We start from the raw sequence: 16,925 nt of genomic DNA, 5'->3' as shown, positions 1-16,925 counted from the left end.
CAGGATCCACTATGAAAGGCACGCGTTGCTTTTGAACTCCGCCCCGGTCCGGGGCGTCACCAGTCATGCAAGAGGAGCCGAGATGATCGAGTCACCACTACTGGAAAACCTCACAGGCTACATTGGCGGGCGCTGGAAAGACTCCGCCGGCGGTGCAACGTTCGACGTTTACAACCCGGCCACCGGCTCGGTGATTGCCAAGGTGCCGTCGATGCCGGAGGAAGATGTTGTGGCAGCGGTGGAGGCTGGACAATCAGCGCTCCGGCTCACCAATCCCTGGCCGATTGAAACCCGCCGCAAGTGGCTGGAGGATATTCGTGACGGCCTGAAAGAAAACCGCGAAGAGATTGGCCGCATCCTGTGTATGGAGCATGGCAAGCCCTGGAAAGAAGCCCAGGGCGAGGTGGATTACGCCGCCGGTTTCTTCGATTACTGTGCCAAGCACATCAGCGCTCTTGATTCCCACACGATTCCGGAAAAGCCCAAGGATTGCACCTGGACGGTTCACTACCGGCCTGTGGGTGTAACCGGGCTGATTGTGCCCTGGAACTTTCCCATTGGCATGATCGCCAAGAAGTTGTCGGCGGCCCTGGCGGCGGGTTGCCCCTCGGTCATCAAGCCGGCCAGCGAGACACCGCTGACCATGATCGCCTTTTTCAGCGTGATGGATAAACTCGACCTGCCGGATGGCATGGTCAACCTGGTGATGGGTAAGGCCAGCGTGATCGGCAAGGTACTGTGTGAACATAAAGATGTACCCATGCTCAGTTTCACGGGCTCTACCGAAGTGGGCCGCAAACTGATCGTAGACACCGCCGAGCAGGTGAAGAAGCTGGCACTGGAGTTGGGTGGTAATGCCCCGTTCATCGTCTTTGACGATGCCGACCTGGAGGCCGCCGCCGATAACCTGATTGCCAACAAATTCCGCGGTGGCGGCCAGACCTGTGTCTGCGCCAACCGGATTTTTGTGCACGAGAAGGTGGCGGATGCCTTTGGCCAGAAGCTGGCCGAACGTGTGAGCAAGATGACCGTCGGCGACGGCATGAACGATGGCATCGACATTGGGCCCTTGATCAACAAGCAGGGCTTCGACAAGGTGAAGCGGCACCTGCAGGACGCCCTCGACAAGGGCGCCAGCCTGGTGGCTGGCAAACTGCCAGCGGAACTGGGTGATGGCCTGTTTTTCCCACCCACGGTGGTGCAGGGCGTGGACCGGGAGATGTGCTGTTACCAGGAGGAGACCTTCGGTCCGTTGGTGCCCATGGCGCTGTTCCGGACCGAGGAAGAAGTCATTGATGCCGGTAACGACACGGAGTTTGGCCTGGCCTCGTACGTGTTCACCGCCGATGCCGAACGTGCCCAGCGGGTGGCTGCCGGCCTGCGGTTTGGTCACGTTGGCTGGAACACCGGCACCGGGCCGACACCGGAGGCGCCGTTTGGCGGTATGAAAGCCTCGGGTATTGGCCGGGAAGGTGGTCTGGAAGGGCTGTTTGAATTCGTGGAAGCCCAGACCGTGCCGAGAGGTTTCTAGGCAGCCGGTCTTCAAACAGCAAAAGGCGAGCTTCGGCTCGCCTTTTTGCGTTCTGCACGGCTGTGATCAGGGCGTCAGGATAACCTTGACACTGTCGTCCACATCCGCGGAATCGATGTAGCCGATGGCGCCTGGTGTGGAGGCGACCTGGGCCTTCATGCCCGAAGCACTGCCGGCTTCCGCCGGAGGTTGACCACGACCGGTGAACACCTGCTGGGACCAGAAGGCCTTCAGTTGGGCATCGTTACGGCCGGTCACCTTGTCGTGGAACTCGGCACGGGTGGCGTTGCCTTCCGGGAGTTCAAACGGCTTCGCGCTCTGGCCATTTGGCAGGGCTTTGCTGCGGTTCAGATACAGATCCCGAAGTTCATCCTTGCCGGTGTACTCGATGCGGTAGGTCAGATCGCCTTCGCCAGAAGCCATGTTCCGCAGGGAACTGATGATTTGCTGCAGGCTGCCGGAGACCGATCGACCGATAATCAAGCTCAGTGCAATCAGGACAACCAGGGCTACCACCACGATCGTCACGGAGACGGCTTCGCTGCTGGCCGCCGTGGTGTCGTCAATGGCCTGGGTCAGGCGGCTCTCCATGGCATTACGCATCTGGTCGAGATCCGAGCGCAGGCCCGCCAGGCGCTCGGCGTTGGCGGATGCTTCCTGGCCTATGCGACTGAAATCGGCGGTGCCCTCGATAATCGCGGTGGCGATGCGAGTGGCGGTGCTGTAGTAGCCGTTCAGTTCGGATTTCAGCGCTTTTACGTCGCTCTGCTGGCTCGGGTTAAGCTGGGCAATGCGGTCAAGATTCTCGATGATCTCGGCGAGTTGCTCTCGGGTAGCCGCAATCTGCTGATCGTCGCCCGTGGTGACGGCGCTGTTGATCTAGTTTTCGATGAGTTGCAGCAGACCCCGGTTGATGGTGGAGAGTTCCAGGGACGGATAGAGCTGGTTGCGCACCTCTCCCAGTCGTTCCGAGTTGTTTCGTTCCGTGATGACGGAAAAGGTCTGGCTCACTACGAAAGCCACCACGGCTACAATCACCAGCAGCGCGAGTGTAGGTTGTTTTTTTGAACGCATGACACAGAATTAATGTGTCAGTGTGTTAAGTGCTGTATCGGCCAAACTGGCTGTCTCTTTAAGCCTAGAGCCTTGAATTGGCCTGTATATACTCTTGAGGGGGTAGTTTGTGCCAGGGGAGGCAGCCGGGCTCTTGGCTGGTATACTGGGCTGTAAATTTAACCAGTAATGAAGCCTTGCTCCATGGATGTCTCTCATATTATTGATTCCCTGAACGACGCCCAGCGCGAAGCGGTGACGGCGCAGAACGACCATTTGCTGGTGCTGGCCGGTGCCGGCAGTGGCAAAACCCGCGTGCTGGTGCACCGGATGGCATGGTTGATGTCGGTTGACCGGGTGCCGCCCACGTCCATTCTGGCGGTGACTTTCACCAACAAGGCCGCCAAGGAAATGCGTTATCGCGTGGAGCAGATGATGCAGATTCCCACCCGTGGTCTGTGGATCGGCACCTTTCACGGAATTGCCCATCGTTTGCTTCGTTCCCACTGGAAAGACGCCGGCTTGCCGGAAAACTTCCAGGTGTTGGACAGTGACGATCAGTTGCGGCTGATCAAGCGAGTGATGCGGGAAAACCGCATTGATGAAAGCCAGTGGCCGCCGAAACAGGCCCAGTGGTTTATCAACAGCCAGAAAGATGAGGGCTTGCGGGCGGATCATATCCAGGAGAATCCGGGCGATCACTTCACCAATACCATGCTGAAGATCTACCGCCAGTACGAGAAGCTCTGCCAGCAGGGCGGCCTGGTGGATTTTGGTGAACTGCTGCTGCGATCCCACGAGCTCTGGCTGCACCGGCCGGAATTGTTGAGCCACTACCAGCAGCGCTTCCAGCACATACTGGTGGACGAGTTCCAGGACACCAATACCATTCAATACGCCTGGCTTCAGGTGCTGGCCAGCAACCGGGTGCCGCTGACGGTGGTGGGCGATGACGACCAGTCCATCTACGGCTGGCGGGGCGCGAAGATCGAGAATATCCAGCAGTACCAGCGGGATTTCCCCAATTCCCGGCTGGTCCGGCTGGAGCAGAACTACCGCTCCACCAAGACCATTCTGAAAGCCGCCAACTCGGTGATTGCCAACAACCAGGGGCGTTTGGGCAAGGAACTCTGGACTGACGGGGTGGAAGGTGAGCCGATCAGCCTGTACGCCGCGTTCAACGAGCAGGATGAAGCCAATTATATTGCCGATTCCATCTCGGCCTGGGTCAGCGAGGGCAATCTGCGCAGCGAGTGCGCCATTCTCTATCGTTCCAATGCCCAGTCCCGGGTGCTCGAAGAAGCCCTGATGCGCCAGGGTATTCCTTATCGAGTTTACGGCGGGTTGCGGTTCTACGACCGTCAGGAAATCCGAAACGCGCTGGCTTACCTGCGCCTGGTACATTACCACCGGGACGATGCCGCCTTTGAGCGGGTGGTGAATATTCCCACCCGCGGCATTGGTGCCAAGAGCCTGCAGGAAATTCGTGAATACGCCACCGGCCAGGGTATTTCCCTGTGGGAATCGTCCGAGCGGTTACTGGCCGCGGGCCAGGTAAAGGGCCGGGCGAAAACCGGCCTGCAGCAGTTTATGGAGATCATCAACACGCTGTCTGAAATGGCGGGGCACGCTTCCCTGCAGGGGCTGATGAAGCAGGCCATAGAGTCCAGTGGCCTGAAGGATTACCACGCCAGTGAGAAGGGCGAGAAGGGTCAGGCCCGGGTGGAGAACCTGGAGGAACTGGTCAGCGCGCTGGCGGATTATGATGTAGAAGAAGGCGTAGATCCGCTGGCGGAGTTTATTGCCCAGGCGGCGCTGGATGCCGGCGAATCACAGGCCGATGCCCATGAGGACAGTGTGCAGTTGATGACGCTGCATTCGGCCAAGGGGTTGGAGTTTCCGATGGTGTTCCTGGCAGGTGTTGAGGAAGGTTTGTTCCCGCACAGTATGTCACTGGAGGAGCCCGGGCGCATGGAGGAAGAGCGCCGCCTGGCTTATGTGGGCATTACCCGGGCCATGAAGAAGCTGGTACTTACTTACGCGGAATCCCGTCGGTTGTATGGTCAGGAGAAGTTTCACGCACTGTCCCGGTTTGTGCGGGAGATCCCGGGGGACTGCCTGCAGGAGGTGCGGTTGCGTAATACGGTGACGCGGCCGGCGATGGTGGAGCGACCGAATGAGAGTCTGTTTGCCCAGGATTCGGCCCAGCAGTCTGGCTTCAGTCTGGGCCAGCGGGTGCGCCATCCCAAGTTTGGCGAGGGTATCGTGATGAACTCAGAGGGCACCGGGCATCACACCCGCGTGCAGGTGAACTTCGATGAGGGTGCCAAGTGGCTGGTGCTGGCTTATGCGCCTTTGGAGGCCTGTTAAACGGTTGACATAGCGTCATGCAGCCTTCGAGTAAGGGGGCTGCATGACGGTGGGAACGTCTTTCCAAAAAGCGCTCGAGCCCTCCATGGGCGCTTGTGTTCCGCCATCCCTGGCTCCACAAATTTTTGGAAAGACGTTCCCACCGCCATGCTCTGACGTTTCGGCAATCCGCAATAGTCCATGATCCTTGATTTCTTGGAAGGCTAGCTCAGAAGTTCGGGGCAGGTATCGGGGTGTGCCTCCCAAAAATATGTGGAGCCAGGGATGGCGGAACAGAAGCGCCACAGGGATGTGCCGCCAGGAGCGGTTTTTGGGAGGCACACCCCGATGCCTGCCTGACTCCAAGGTCAGCAATTCAAACTGCAGACGGTCACATCAAGACGGCGTAAATTACACCTGCCAGAATGATCCGGTAGATCACATACGGCCACATGCCCACCTTGTTCAGCCACTTCAGGAAGAAGTGGATGGCGGTAATGGCCATCAGGAACGAAGTGACGCCGCCAATCAGGAAACCATTCCAGTCCACGATTACGTCGGATGTGGCCACTTCCAGCAGCTTTACCGCCGACGCCAGCACGATAATAGGAATCGCCAGCAGGAATGAGAACCGGGAGGCGGTTTCCCGGGTCATGCCCAGGAACAGGCCGGCGGTGATGGTGACGCCCGAGCGGGAGGTGCCGGGGACCAGGGCCATGGCCTGGGCGATGCCGACGATAACGGCGTCTTTCCAGTTCAGGGAATCCATGGTGCGTTGGCGTTTGGGCAGCCAGTCGGCGATGCCAAGAAGGATGCCGAACACCAGGGTGGTGAAGAAGATCACCGAGGCGCCCCGCAGTTCGTTGTCGATCATGTCGAGCAGGGCCAGGCCCGCGAGGCCCGCCGGGATGGTGCCGATCACCAGGTACCAGGCCAGGGCGCCCTGGCCGACGATTTTGCGCTGGCCCATGGAAATCAGGCCGTCCCGGGCGATGCCGAAGACATCCCGGCGGAAGTAGAGCACCACGGCCAATAGCGTGCCCACGTGCACCGACAAGTCGAAGCCGACGCCCTGGTCTTCCCAGCCAAAGAAGGCCGGTGTCAGGATCAGGTGGGCGGAGCTGGATATGGGCAGGAATTCGGTCAGTCCCTGGAGGAGGCCAAGGAAAAGGGCCTGGAAAATATCCATTCTTTTAATTCCGGTCGGTGGTGCTGATTAACGGGTTCGACGCTCAAAAAACGAGCGCGATATTAGCAGGGTGGTTGTCGGCTGAACAGGCGCGGATAGCGACGCGCCTGTTCGGCTTTATCGTTCAGGCCGGGAACTTGTCCCGGGTGTTATTGGCGATGCGCACCAGGGCGAGCATCAAGGGCACTTCCACTAGTACGCCCACCACCGTGGCCAGGGCCGCGCCGGATTTCAGGCCGAACAGGCCGATGGCCGCCGCCACTGCCAGCTCAAAGAAGTTACTGGCACCGATCATGGCCCCTGGGGCGGCGATGCAGTGGCGCACGTTCCACAGCCGGGCCCAGCCATAGGCCAGCAGAAAGATAAACACGGTCTGGATAACCAGTGGCACCGCAATCAGCAGTATGTGCAACGGATTTTGCAGAATGACTTCACCCTGGAAGGCGAACAGCAAGACCAGGGTGACGATCAGCGCGGCAGGCGTCACGGGGCTGAGGCGTTTCATAAATACGTTGTCGTACCACTGTTCGCCGTGGCGGGCGATCAGGGTCCGGCGGGTCAGGTAGCCGGCGGTGAGGGGAATCACGATGTATAAGACCACCGACAGAATCACCGTATCCCAGGGCACCTGGATGTCGGAAATCCCCAGCAGGAAGACCACAATGGGCGCAAAGGCGAACAGCATGATGATGTCGTTCAGGGATACCTGCACCAGGGTGTAGGCGGCATCTCCTTTGGTCAGGTAACTCCAGACAAATACCATGGCGGTGCAGGGCGCAGCCCCCAGTAGAATGGCGCCGGCCAGGTATTCGCTGGCCAGTTGTGGGGCGATCCAGGGTTTAAACACCACCATCAGGAAAAACCAGGCAATGGCGAACATGGTGAAGGGTTTGATCAGCCAGTTCACGATAGTGGTGATGGCGAGGCCCTTCGGCTCTTTTCGCACCCCGACCACGGCGCTGAAATCGATCTGCGCCATCATCGGGAAAATCATCGCCCAGATCAGGATGGCGATAGGGATGGACACCTGGGCGTATTCAAAGCGGGACAGGGTCTCGGGAATCGAGGGGGCAAGCTGCCCGAGGGCTACACCGGCCACAATGGCCAGTGCCACCCACACGGACAGGTAACGCCCGAACAGGTCCAGGCCGCCGTCAGTGGTTTCAACCGTGTTCACATCGCTTTTGCTGCTCATGGCATATCCTTAAATGGAACGTTGGTTCACACGCTTCGACAGTTCTTCGGCGCTTTCCTTGCGTTCGGAGTAGCGGTCGGTGAGGTAATCACTGCGGTCCCGTACCAGCAGGGTGAACTTTACCAGCTCTTCCATGACATCCACGATGCGATCATAGTAAGGCGAGGGCTTCATGCGATCATTGCCATCAAATTCCATGAAGGCTTTGGGCACCGAGGACTGGTTCGGAATGGTGACCATGCGCATCCACCGGCCCAGCACCCGCAGCTGATTAACGGCGTTGAATGACTGGGAGCCACCACATACCTGCATCACTGCCAGGGTTTTGCCCTGTGTCGGCCGAACCGCACCCAGGGACAGCGGTATCCAGTCGATCTGGGTTTTCATGATGCCGGTCATGGCGCCGTGGCGTTCCGGGGAGCACCACACCATGCCCTCACTCCACTGCACCAGTTCCCGCAGTTCCTGAACCTTGGGATGGCTGGCGTCTTCGGCATCGGCCAGGGGCAGGCCGCGGGGGTTAAAGATACGGGTTTCTGCGCCCATGGCTTCCAGCAGGCGGGCGGATTCTTCCACCGCCAGGCGGCTGAACGAGCGTTCGCGCAGGGAGCCGTATAGCAAGAGAATCCGGGCTGGATGCTCGGAGGCCGGGGCCTCGAATACCTTCGATGCCGTGGGAGCATTGAACAGCTCAGATTTAATATTGGGAAGATCCGCGGTTGGCATGTTGATCGTCGATCCTTTACGTCATCACTGTGTCACACTAATATGCGAAAAACTGCATATTCGAATAAGCGTATATATTGGTCGGTAAATATGAAAGGTCAAGCCCATTACAATCCGATGACCCTGTTCAAGGCCCTGGGAGATGAACTCCGGCTTGCGGCCACGCTGTTGATCCACCGTCAGGGTGAGTTGTGCGTGTGCGAATTGATGGCGGCGTTTGAGGCGCCTCAGCCAAAAGTCAGCCGCCACCTGGCATCGCTGCGTGAAGCTGGCTTGCTGGAAACAGAGCGCCGGGGCCAATGGGTCTATTATTACCTTAGTCCGCACCTGCCAGACTGGATGGTGCGGGTGCTGGAGGAAACTGCCGTTAACAACCCGGCACTGATTAAGCAGCCGCTGGCCAGATTACAGGCCATGGCGGATCGCCCGGCGGTGCAGTGCCCCTGATCCTTTATCGCACATGCGGATCGCGAAGGTCGCAAGGAGAACATCATGAGCAAGATCAAAGTAGGCATTAACGGGTTTGGTCGCATTGGCCGGCTGGCGCTGCGGGCGGCCTGGGGCTGGCCAGAGTTCGAATTCGTCGCCATCAACGATCCCGGCGCGGACACCCATACGCTGGCGCATCTGTTGAATTTTGACAGCGTACACGGCACCTGGAGTCGTGAAGCGATGGCCGATGGTGACGATATGTTGATTGACGGCCAGCGCATCCGGGTAACCCATAACAAGGCCATCGCCGAGACCGACTGGTCCGGCTGTGACCTGGTGATAGAGGCCAGCGGGGTGAATAAAAAGGTCGCCGTGCTGCAGGGCTACCTGGATCAGGGTGTGAAGCGGGTGGTGGTGACCGCGCCTGTGAAAGAGTCGGGCGCCAAAAACATTGTGTTGGGCGTAAACGAGCACATCTTCGACCCGGCCAACGACCGCATCATCACCGCGGCCTCCTGCACCACTAACTGTCTGGCGCCGGTGGTGAAGGTGATCCGCGAGAAACTGGGTATCAAGCACGGCTCCCTGACCACCATCCACAGCCTGACCAATACCCAGACCATCATTGATGCGCCCCACAAGGACCTGCGCCGGGCCCGTGCCTGTGGTAGCTCGCTGATCCCCACCAGCACCGGTTCCGCCACGGCGATTATCGAGATCTTCCCGGAGCTGAAAGGCAAGCTGGATGGTCACGCGGTGCGGATTCCGCTGATCAATGCGTCACTGACCGATTGCGTGTTTGAAGTAGAGACGCCGACGGACCGGGATACCGTCAACCAACTGTTGAAAGAGGCGGCTGAGGGCCAGTTGAAAGACATTCTGGGCTACGAAGAGCGGCCGTTGGTGTCCATCGACTACAAGACCGACCCCCGCTCTTCCATCGTCGATGCCCTGTCCACCCTGGTGGTCAACGGCACCCATGTGAAAATCTACGCCTGGTATGACAACGAATGGGGCTACGCCAACCGCACCGTCGAACTGGCACGCAAGGTAGGCCAGGCCTGATATGAATGCGGCCATTCGCCAGTACCTGGTGATCACCGGCAACTACTGGGCCTTCACATTGACCGATGGCGCCCTGCGAATGCTGGTGGTGTTGCACTTTCACCAGCTGGGCTATTCGCCCCTGGAAATCGCCCTGTTGTTCATCTTCTACGAGTTCTTCGGGGTGGTGACCAACCTGGTGGGCGGCTATCTCGGCGCCCGTATGGGCCTGAACCGCACCATGAATATCGGGTTGTTCCTGCAGATTGTTGCATTGGCCATGCTGGCGGTGCCGGCGGCTCTGCTCACGGTGCCCTGGGTGATGGCGGCACAGGCGTTGTCGGGTATTGCCAAAGACCTCAACAAGATGTCCGCCAAGAGCGGTATCAAGCTGCTGGTACCGGATGAGCAGCAGGGCACCCTGTACAAGTGGGTGGCGATTCTCACCGGCTCCAAGAACACCCTGAAAGGGGTGGGATTCTTTCTGGGCGGCGTGTTGCTGATGGCCGCCGGGTTTACCGGTGCGGTAATCCTCATGGCGGTAGCGCTGGGGCTGGTGTGGCTGGCCAGTCTGTTCCTGCTGGGGCAGGACCTGGGCAAGAGCAAGGCCAAACCCAAGTTCAGCGAGATCCTGTCCAAGAGCCGGGCCATCAATGTGTTGTCGGCGGCCCGGATGTTCCTGTTCGGCGCCCGGGACGTGTGGTTTGTAGTGGCGTTGCCGGTGTACATGGCCACGGTGTTCGGCTGGGACCACTGGAAAGTTGGCGGCTTTATGGCCAGCTGGATTATCGGTTACGGTTTTATCCAGACCATTGCGCCCAGAATCACCGGCCACGCCAACGGTAAGTCCGGTGCCGTGCTTTGGGCGGCAGTGCTGGCGTTGGTTCCTGCCGCCATTGCCGGGGCTCTGTTGGTCGGTTGGTCGGCACAGGTGGTGGTGATTGGCGGTTTGCTGCTGTTCGGGGTGCTGTTTGCCATCAACTCCTCGCTGCACAGTTACCTGATTGTCAGCTACGCCCGGGGCGACGGCGTGTCGCTGGATGTGGGTTTCTATTACATGTCCAACGCCGCCGGCCGGCTGCTGGGCACCATTCTCTCTGGCTGGGTGTACCAGGCTTACGGGCTGGAAGCCTGTTTGTGGATTTCCGCTGCCCTGGTAGCCACAGCGGCCCTGTTGTCAGTATGGTTGCCGGAGCGTGCGGACAAATCAACAGGAGTGAAAGGCTATGTCTGATTCCAATGTAGTGGTCATCACCGGTGCCAATCGGGGTATTGGTCTGGAACTGGCCCGGCATTATGCCGCCGAAGGCTGTGAAGTCATTGGCGTATGCCGGCAGTCGTCGGACGAGCTTGCCAGTGTGGCGGCTCAGGTGATCGACGGCGTGGATGTCACCACCGATGCCGGCATCGATAAGCTGAAATCCGGTCTGGCCGGCAAGTCCATCAGCCTGCTGATCAATAACGCCGGGCTGCTGCAGGACGAGCAGCTGGGTAGTATCGACTTCGATTCCATTCGCACCCAGATGGAAATCAACGCCTACGCCCCGCTGCGCGTGGCCGAAGCCCTGGCGCCTCTGATGGGGCAGGGCAGCAAGATCGCCAATATCACCAGCCGGATGGGCTCCATTGCCGATAATGACTCCGGCGGCCGCTACGGCTATCGCGCCTCCAAGGCGGCCCTGAATGCCTTTGGTAAATCACTGGCCGTGGATCTCAAACCCAGGGGCATTGCCGTGGCGCAGCTGCACCCCGGTTATGTGAAAACGCGAATGGTGAACTTTGGCGGGCTGATCACGCCGGAGGAGTCTGCCAGGGGGCTGGCCGAGCGCATTGCCAATCTGACTCTGGAGAACACCGGGTCGTTCTGGCACAGCAATGGTGAGGAACTGCCCTGGTGACTTGGCTTTGACCGGGCTGTTGTTGCAAGGGGTCAGCGTTGGCGCGCTGCGTGAAGTAACGCTGACCGTTCCCGGCGGACAGGTAGTGTGCCTGTCCGGTGCCTCTGGCAGTGGCAAGAGCCGGTTACTGCGCGCGGTGGCCGATCTGGAGCCCCACGGCGGTCAGATTTCTCTGGATAACCTCAATCAACAGAGCGTACCGGCACATCAGTGGCGGCGCCAGGTGGTGATGGTGCCGGCGGAAAGCCAGTGGTGGTTTGATGAGGTAAGCGCCCACTTTCCCGAGGGGGCTGGTGAGCGTTTGCCTGCTGCTCTGGGTTTCCCTGCCGAGGTGATGGACTGGTCGATCAGCCGGTTGTCCTCCGGTGAGCGACAAAGGCTCGCGTTGTGGCGGGCCCTGGTTCTGGAACCAGACGCGCTGCTGCTGGATGAACCGACCGCCAATCTGGATAACGAATCGACAGAGGCGATCGAACGCTGGCTGTTGCAGGAGATTGAACAGCGGCAGATCGCCACTTTGTGGGTCGCCCATGATTCCGCCCAGATTCATCGGGTAGCCAACGTTCACTATCGGATTCGAGGATCCGCACTGGAGCCTGTCCATGGAAGTGATTGACCTGGCCTGGTGGAAACTGGGCCTGGCGGCCTTGCTGGTACTGGCGTTGGCAGCGACAGCCTACCTGGGTCGGCTGGGCATCACCCGCAGCCTGTTGGTGGCGGCCATACGAACGGTTATTCAGCTGGCATTGATTGGCCTGGTACTGGAAGCCCTGTTTGCCTCTTCCGCCTTCTACTGGATTGCGCTGCTGGCGGCGGTCATGCTGCTGGTGGCTGGTCGGGAAGTGGTGGCGCGCCAGGGCCGACGCCTGAAAGGCGGGTGGGCGTTCGGGATCGGCACTGGCGCGATGTTCGTGTCGTCGTTTACCGTGACCGTGCTGGCACTGGCGGTGGTGATTGGTCCGGAGCCCTGGTATACCCCACAGTACGCGATTCCTTTGCTGGGTATGATGCTGGGCAACACCATGACCGGGGTCAGCCTGGCTCTGGATCGTCTGAATGATTCGGTCTGGCGCCAGCGGGCGGTAATCGAGAACCGGCTGATGCTGGGCCAGACCTGGCAACAGGCACTGGAAGATATCCGTCGGGAAGCCATGCGCAGTGGCATGATGCCCTCCATTAACGCCATGGCAGCAGCCGGCATTGTCAGCCTGCCCGGCATGATGACCGGTCAGATACTGGCGGGCAGCCCGCCCGCGGTCGCCGTTAAGTACCAGATATTGGTTATGCTGATTATTACCGTCGGCACGGGGTTTGGCGCGGTGATGGCGGTCAGTTGGGGAGGCCGGCGGCTGTTTGATGACCGGGAGCGCCTGCGGCTGGATCGTTTAACCAAACCGTGACCGGGCACCAAAGTCGCATGGGGTCTCAGTCGGGTTTCGAGCTAGGCTTGGCTTTCCGGTAACCACAAAGACAATAATATGACCAGCCTACTGCAACGTTATCCTTTGCCAGTCATTGTGCTCGCACAATTGTTCGGCACCTCCCTCTGGTTCAGTATCAACGGGGTCTGGCTATCCCTGTCCGCCGAACTCGGGTTAGCGGAATCGGATCTGGGCCGGCTTACGCTGTCTGTTCAGGCGGGTTTTATTGCCGGTACGCTTGCTCTGGCGGTGACCGGCCTGGCGGATCGCTTCGGCGCCAGCCGCATCTTCCTTATTTCGAGCCTGCTGGGCGCACTGGCGAACGCCGGCTTTGTAGCGGGGGCCGGGGTGTTTCCACTGGACAGCCTGTTCCGGTTCGCTACCGGCCTGTGTCTGGCCGGAATCTACCCCCTCGGTATGAAGCTGGTGATTGCCTGGACACCCAAATATGCCGGCGCCGCCCTGGCCTGGCTGGTGGGTATGCTGACCCTGGGCACCGCTTTGCCACATCTGATGCGAGGGGCGACAGCAGGTATGCCCTGGGAGTGGCCACTGTTTGCATCGTCCTGTCTGGCGCTACTGGGCGGGCTGTTGGTGTTTCTGCTGGGTGACGGGCCGCACCTGCCCAAAACCAGCGGGCGGCTTCCCCTGAGACAGGGCTTGTCGGCTTTACGCCTGCCCCGGTTCCGGGCCGTGGCCGGTGGTTATTTTGGCCACATGTGGGAGCTTTACGCCTTCTGGACGCTGGTGCCGCTGTTGATCGGGCGAGAACTGCAGCGCCTGGGACAGGGTGATGCCTTGATCCCCTGGTTGTCGTTTGCGGTGATCGGTATGGGTGCGGCTGGATGTATTGGCGGCGGCCGGATCAGTCGGACTCGGGGCAGTGAGTGGGTTGCCCGGCGGGCGTTGATGGTGTCCGGGGCATTGTGCCTGCTCTATCCCTGGATGAACGGGCTGCCACCGGAGTTGTTGCTGGCGGTGCTACTGGTTTGGGGCGTCGCTGTGGTGGCCGATTCCCCGCAATTCTCCGCGCTGGCTGCAGTCACGGCCCCGAAAGAAACCGTTGGCTCATCTCTGGCGGTCATGAACGCGGTCGGCTTTGGCCTGACCCTGCCGGCCATCTGGCTCACCAGTGGGCTCTGGAATGCCTGGGGGGGTTGGGTCGCGTTGCTGCTTTTGCCGGGACCGGTGTTCGGCCTGTGGTCCCTGAGCCGGGGGAAGTCCGAGGCCTGATATACTTGCCGATTACTTCGACCTCCTGCTTTGGACCGTCATGACCCAACGCATTCTGTTATTGTCCGCTTATGATGCTGCCAGTCATCAGCGCTGGCGCGAGCAATTGGTCGCCATGCTGCCCGATTATCATTGGCAGACGCTGGCGCTTCCGCCCAGGTTCTTCCAGTGGCGGATTCGAGGTAATCCGGTGAGCTGGCTGGATCAGCCCTACCTTGAAGAATCCTGGGACCTGGTCATTGCCACTTCCATGGTTGATCTGGCCACCTTGCGCGGGCTGCATCCTCGAATCGCGAACACCCCCTGTCTGCTTTATATGCATGAGAACCAGTTTGCCTTTCCGGTCAGCGATCAGCAGCGAGGCCGGGTAGAGCCGCAGATGGTCAATCTCTACAGCGCTCTGGCCGCCGATGCGGTGGTCTTTAACAGTGCCTGGAACCGGGACAGCTTTCTGCAGGGCGTCGAAGACTTTCTCAACAAGATGCCGGATGCGGTGCCTTGCGGGGTGATAGAAACGCTCAGGGAAAGGTCTTCGGTGCTGCCGGTGCCGATTGAAGACCGCTTGTTTATCGAGCAGCCACGGTCCGTGAACCGGGAACGGCCGCATCTGTTATGGAATCATCGCTGGGAATACGACAAGGGGCCCGACCGGTTGTTCGGCCTGCTGGAACAGCTGGAGCAGCGCAAGCTGGACTATCGCATCAGTGTGGTGGGTGAAGGCTTTCGCAGCCGCCCGCAAGCCTTTGACCGGATTTACCAGCAATTTGCCCGCCGCATTGAACACTGGGGCTTTCTGGAACACCGGCAAGATTACGATCGGCTGTTGCGCAGTGCCGATATTGTGGTGTCGACGGCACTGCACGATTTCCAGGGCCTGGCGATGCTGGAGGCGATGGCATCCGGGTGCTTGCCGCTGGCACCGGACCGGCTGGCCTACCGGGAATATGTGCCGGCAGACTGCCGATACCGGAGCCTGGACTCTGACCCCGGCGGGGAAGCCCTGGCGGCGGCTGAACAGCTGGCACGGCTGTTAAAGCAATCTCCCGAGCCGAACCCGCCACAAGGCTGGCGGGCGTCAGAACTGGCCCCGAAGTACCAGGCGCTGGTTCAGCACCTGATGGCGCGGACTTAGTGGTTCTGCTCCGGGACTTCCCGGATGCGCCCATGCTCATCAATCGCCACGTACACAAACAGCCCTTCAGTCACCTTGCGGGGTGTCTTGGAGGCGCGGTCCAGTGTCCAGACTTCCACGTTGATTTTCATGGAGCTGCGGCCGATGTCCACCAATTCACAGTAGCAGCCCACCTGGGAGCCCACACGCAAGGGTGACAGAAACTCCATTCTGTCCATCGCGACGGTGGCATTACGGCCCTGGGAAATGCGACCAGCCATGGTCGCTGCCGCAATATCCATCTGTTTGACCAGCCAGCCGGCGAAGACGTCGCCGTTGGCATTGGTGTCTGACGGCAGTGGCACCACCTGCAGCATCATCTCGCCCCGGGGGGCCGGTTTGTCATCATCGTACGCAGTCATCAGGATCGCCTGTACAGCTTGTGAGTTGTTTTCTGTGCATGGTAACGGGCTGGCGCGGGGCTGCAAGAAAATTTGAACAATGACAGCTATATTTCAAAAGCTGTAACAAAGTTGTCACAGAGTGCCCCTAGGATGCATTCATCGGTAAAGCAGATCCGACACAACGTCCAAAGTAAATAATGGAGACTCGACGTGATGAAACTGAACAAAGCACTTGCAACCGTTGCGCTGGCCGGCTCTGTTGCCGCCCTGTCTGCACCGGCCATGGCCCGTGACACCATCAGCATCGTGGGCTCTTCCACCGTGTATCCGTTCGCTACTGTGGTAGCCGAGCGTTTTGGTGCCAACACCGATTTCCCGACACCCAAGCTGGAATCCACTGGTTCCGGTGGCGGCCTGAAGCTGTTCTGTCAGGGCGTAGGCACCCAGCACCCGGACATCACCAACGCTTCCCGTCGTATGAAGCCGTCCGAGTTTGATCTGTGCCAGAGCAATGGCGTGAAGGACATCACCGAGTTCCGCATTGGTTCTGACGGCATCGTGATCGCCAGCTCCAAAGAAGCCGAAAATCTTGAAGTAACTCTGGAGCAGCTGTTCCTGGCGCTGGGTAAAGAAGTACCCAACCCGAAAAACGAGAATGAGCTGATCGCCAACCCGTACAAGAACTGGAGCGACATCGATTCCAGCCTGCCGAACAAGCCGATCCGTGTGATGGGGCCGCCTCCGACTTCCGGTACCCGTGACTCCTTCAACGAGCTGGCTCTGCAGGGCGGCTGTGAAGACCTGCCTGCAGTTGCCAACATGAGTGAAGATGACATGGAAGGTGTGTGTCAGAGCATTCGCGAAGACGGCGCTTTCATCGAAGCGGGTGAGAATGACAACCTGATCGTCCAGAAGCTGATTGGTGATACCGGCATGTACGGCGTCTTCGGTTACAGCTTCCTGGAAGAGAATGCTGATCGTCTGCAGGCTGCTACCCTGAACGGGAAGGTGCCAACTGCCGAAGGTATCGCTGCCGATGAGTACCCGGTTGCCCGTTCACTGTTCTTCTACGTGAAAAAAGCCCACGTTGGTGTTGTTCCTGGCATCCAGGAGTACGCTCAGGAGTTTACCGGCATGGGCGCCATGGGCCCGAATGGCTACCTGAAAAGCGTTGGTCTGATCGTTCCGCCGCGCGATGCGCTGATGGATCTGCAGGAGAAGGCTGAAAAGATGCCTAACCTGACCAAAGACGAGCTGATGTGAGCGCGGACTACCGCGAGTAGTGAGCGAAAGGGTGCGGCTCTGAAGGGCCGCACCCTTTCGCACGTAAGATAGTTGA

The 16,925-nt window shown here is 59.6% G+C and carries 17 protein-coding genes; 12 read left to right on the top strand and 5 right to left on the bottom strand.

The window, feature by feature from the left end:
- Positions 1-82 precede the first annotated feature (82 nt).
- On the top strand, positions 83-1,531 hold the full coding sequence (locus tag Q669_RS17240; RefSeq protein WP_022993226.1) for an NAD-dependent succinate-semialdehyde dehydrogenase: 1,449 nt from the start codon (positions 83-85) through the stop codon (positions 1,529-1,531).
- 66 nt (positions 1,532-1,597) lie between these two features.
- Here the strand turns inward: Q669_RS17240 and Q669_RS17235 are convergent, their stop codons facing one another.
- Positions 1,598-1,954, bottom strand: coding sequence for a phosphate ABC transporter substrate-binding protein (locus Q669_RS17235; RefSeq protein ID WP_052000837.1), 357 nt, complete (start codon positions 1,952-1,954; stop codon positions 1,598-1,600).
- 21 nt (positions 1,955-1,975) lie between these two features.
- Between Q669_RS17235 and Q669_RS19960 the strand changes: the two genes are divergently transcribed.
- Together Q669_RS19960 and uvrD are read left to right on the top strand one after the other, a co-directional pair.
- On the top strand, positions 1,976-2,599 hold the full coding sequence (locus Q669_RS19960; protein ID WP_227501142.1) for a hypothetical protein: 624 nt from the start codon (positions 1,976-1,978) through the stop codon (positions 2,597-2,599).
- Positions 2,600-2,788: 189 nt separating this feature from the next.
- On the top strand, positions 2,789-4,954 hold the full coding sequence (gene uvrD, locus Q669_RS17225) for a DNA helicase II (protein ID WP_022993223.1): 2,166 nt from the start codon (positions 2,789-2,791) through the stop codon (positions 4,952-4,954).
- A gap of 370 nt (positions 4,955-5,324) precedes the next feature.
- On the opposite strand, the gene Q669_RS17220 is transcribed toward uvrD, so the two are convergent.
- The 3 genes from Q669_RS17220 to arsH all read right to left on the bottom strand — a co-directional run bounded on the left by Q669_RS17220 (position 5,325) and on the right by arsH (position 8,043).
- Complete coding sequence (locus tag Q669_RS17220; RefSeq protein WP_011787048.1) at positions 5,325-6,122, bottom strand: undecaprenyl-diphosphate phosphatase; 798 nt, start codon at positions 6,120-6,122, stop codon at positions 5,325-5,327.
- 124 nt (positions 6,123-6,246) lie between these two features.
- Entirely contained in the window at positions 6,247-7,317 is a 1,071-nt protein-coding gene (gene arsB, locus Q669_RS17215; protein ID WP_022993222.1) for an ACR3 family arsenite efflux transporter, read from the bottom strand.
- A gap of 9 nt (positions 7,318-7,326) precedes the next feature.
- A complete protein-coding gene (arsH, locus tag Q669_RS17210; protein ID WP_022993221.1) occupies positions 7,327-8,043 on the bottom strand; it encodes an arsenical resistance protein ArsH in 717 nt (238 codons plus the stop codon).
- 90 nt (positions 8,044-8,133) lie between these two features.
- Between arsH and Q669_RS17205 the strand changes: the two genes are divergently transcribed.
- The 8 genes from Q669_RS17205 to Q669_RS17170 all read left to right on the top strand — a co-directional run bounded on the left by Q669_RS17205 (position 8,134) and on the right by Q669_RS17170 (position 15,203).
- On the top strand, positions 8,134-8,490 hold the full coding sequence (locus tag Q669_RS17205; protein ID WP_022993220.1) for a metalloregulator ArsR/SmtB family transcription factor: 357 nt from the start codon (positions 8,134-8,136) through the stop codon (positions 8,488-8,490).
- A gap of 45 nt (positions 8,491-8,535) precedes the next feature.
- The gene (locus Q669_RS17200) at positions 8,536-9,540 is read left to right on the top strand and encodes an ArsJ-associated glyceraldehyde-3-phosphate dehydrogenase (protein ID WP_011787044.1); all 1,005 of its coding nucleotides are present in this window, start codon (positions 8,536-8,538) and stop codon (positions 9,538-9,540) included.
- Position 9,541: 1 nt separating this feature from the next.
- Positions 9,542-10,753: an organoarsenical effux MFS transporter ArsJ gene (gene arsJ / locus Q669_RS17195; RefSeq protein WP_011787043.1), complete on the top strand. Its 1,212-nt coding sequence runs from the start codon at positions 9,542-9,544 to the stop codon at positions 10,751-10,753.
- A complete protein-coding gene (locus Q669_RS17190) occupies positions 10,746-11,417 on the top strand; it encodes an SDR family oxidoreductase (RefSeq protein ID WP_022993219.1) in 672 nt (223 codons plus the stop codon). Before arsJ ends, Q669_RS17190 begins: the two co-directional genes overlap by 8 nt.
- A gap of 7 nt (positions 11,418-11,424) precedes the next feature.
- Complete coding sequence (locus Q669_RS17185) at positions 11,425-12,033, top strand: ATP-binding cassette domain-containing protein (protein ID WP_049756947.1); 609 nt, start codon at positions 11,425-11,427, stop codon at positions 12,031-12,033.
- A complete protein-coding gene (locus tag Q669_RS17180; RefSeq protein WP_011787040.1) occupies positions 12,020-12,817 on the top strand; it encodes an ABC transporter permease in 798 nt (265 codons plus the stop codon). The genes Q669_RS17185 and Q669_RS17180 overlap by 14 nt, the downstream gene beginning before the upstream one ends.
- A gap of 78 nt (positions 12,818-12,895) precedes the next feature.
- A complete protein-coding gene (locus tag Q669_RS17175; RefSeq protein WP_022993217.1) occupies positions 12,896-14,071 on the top strand; it encodes an MFS transporter in 1,176 nt (391 codons plus the stop codon).
- A 40-nt stretch (positions 14,072-14,111) separates the two neighbouring features.
- Entirely contained in the window at positions 14,112-15,203 is a 1,092-nt protein-coding gene (locus Q669_RS17170) for a DUF3524 domain-containing protein (RefSeq protein ID WP_022993216.1), read from the top strand.
- On the opposite strand, the gene Q669_RS17165 is transcribed toward Q669_RS17170, so the two are convergent.
- Complete coding sequence (locus Q669_RS17165) at positions 15,200-15,604, bottom strand: acyl-CoA thioesterase (RefSeq protein WP_011787037.1); 405 nt, start codon at positions 15,602-15,604, stop codon at positions 15,200-15,202. The two genes, Q669_RS17170 and Q669_RS17165, sit on opposite strands and share 4 nt — an antisense overlap.
- Before the next feature lie 192 nt (positions 15,605-15,796).
- On the opposite strand from Q669_RS17165, the gene Q669_RS17160 reads away from it, so the two are divergent.
- Complete coding sequence (locus tag Q669_RS17160; protein ID WP_036149910.1) at positions 15,797-16,849, top strand: substrate-binding domain-containing protein; 1,053 nt, start codon at positions 15,797-15,799, stop codon at positions 16,847-16,849.
- The last annotated feature ends 76 nt before the right edge of the window (positions 16,850-16,925 follow it).

Source organism: Marinobacter sp. C1S70, assembly GCF_000475355.1.
In the GTDB taxonomy this organism is placed as follows: domain Bacteria; phylum Pseudomonadota; class Gammaproteobacteria; order Pseudomonadales; family Oleiphilaceae; genus Marinobacter; species Marinobacter nauticus.
This window is presented reverse-complemented; position numbering and strand designations above follow the sequence as displayed.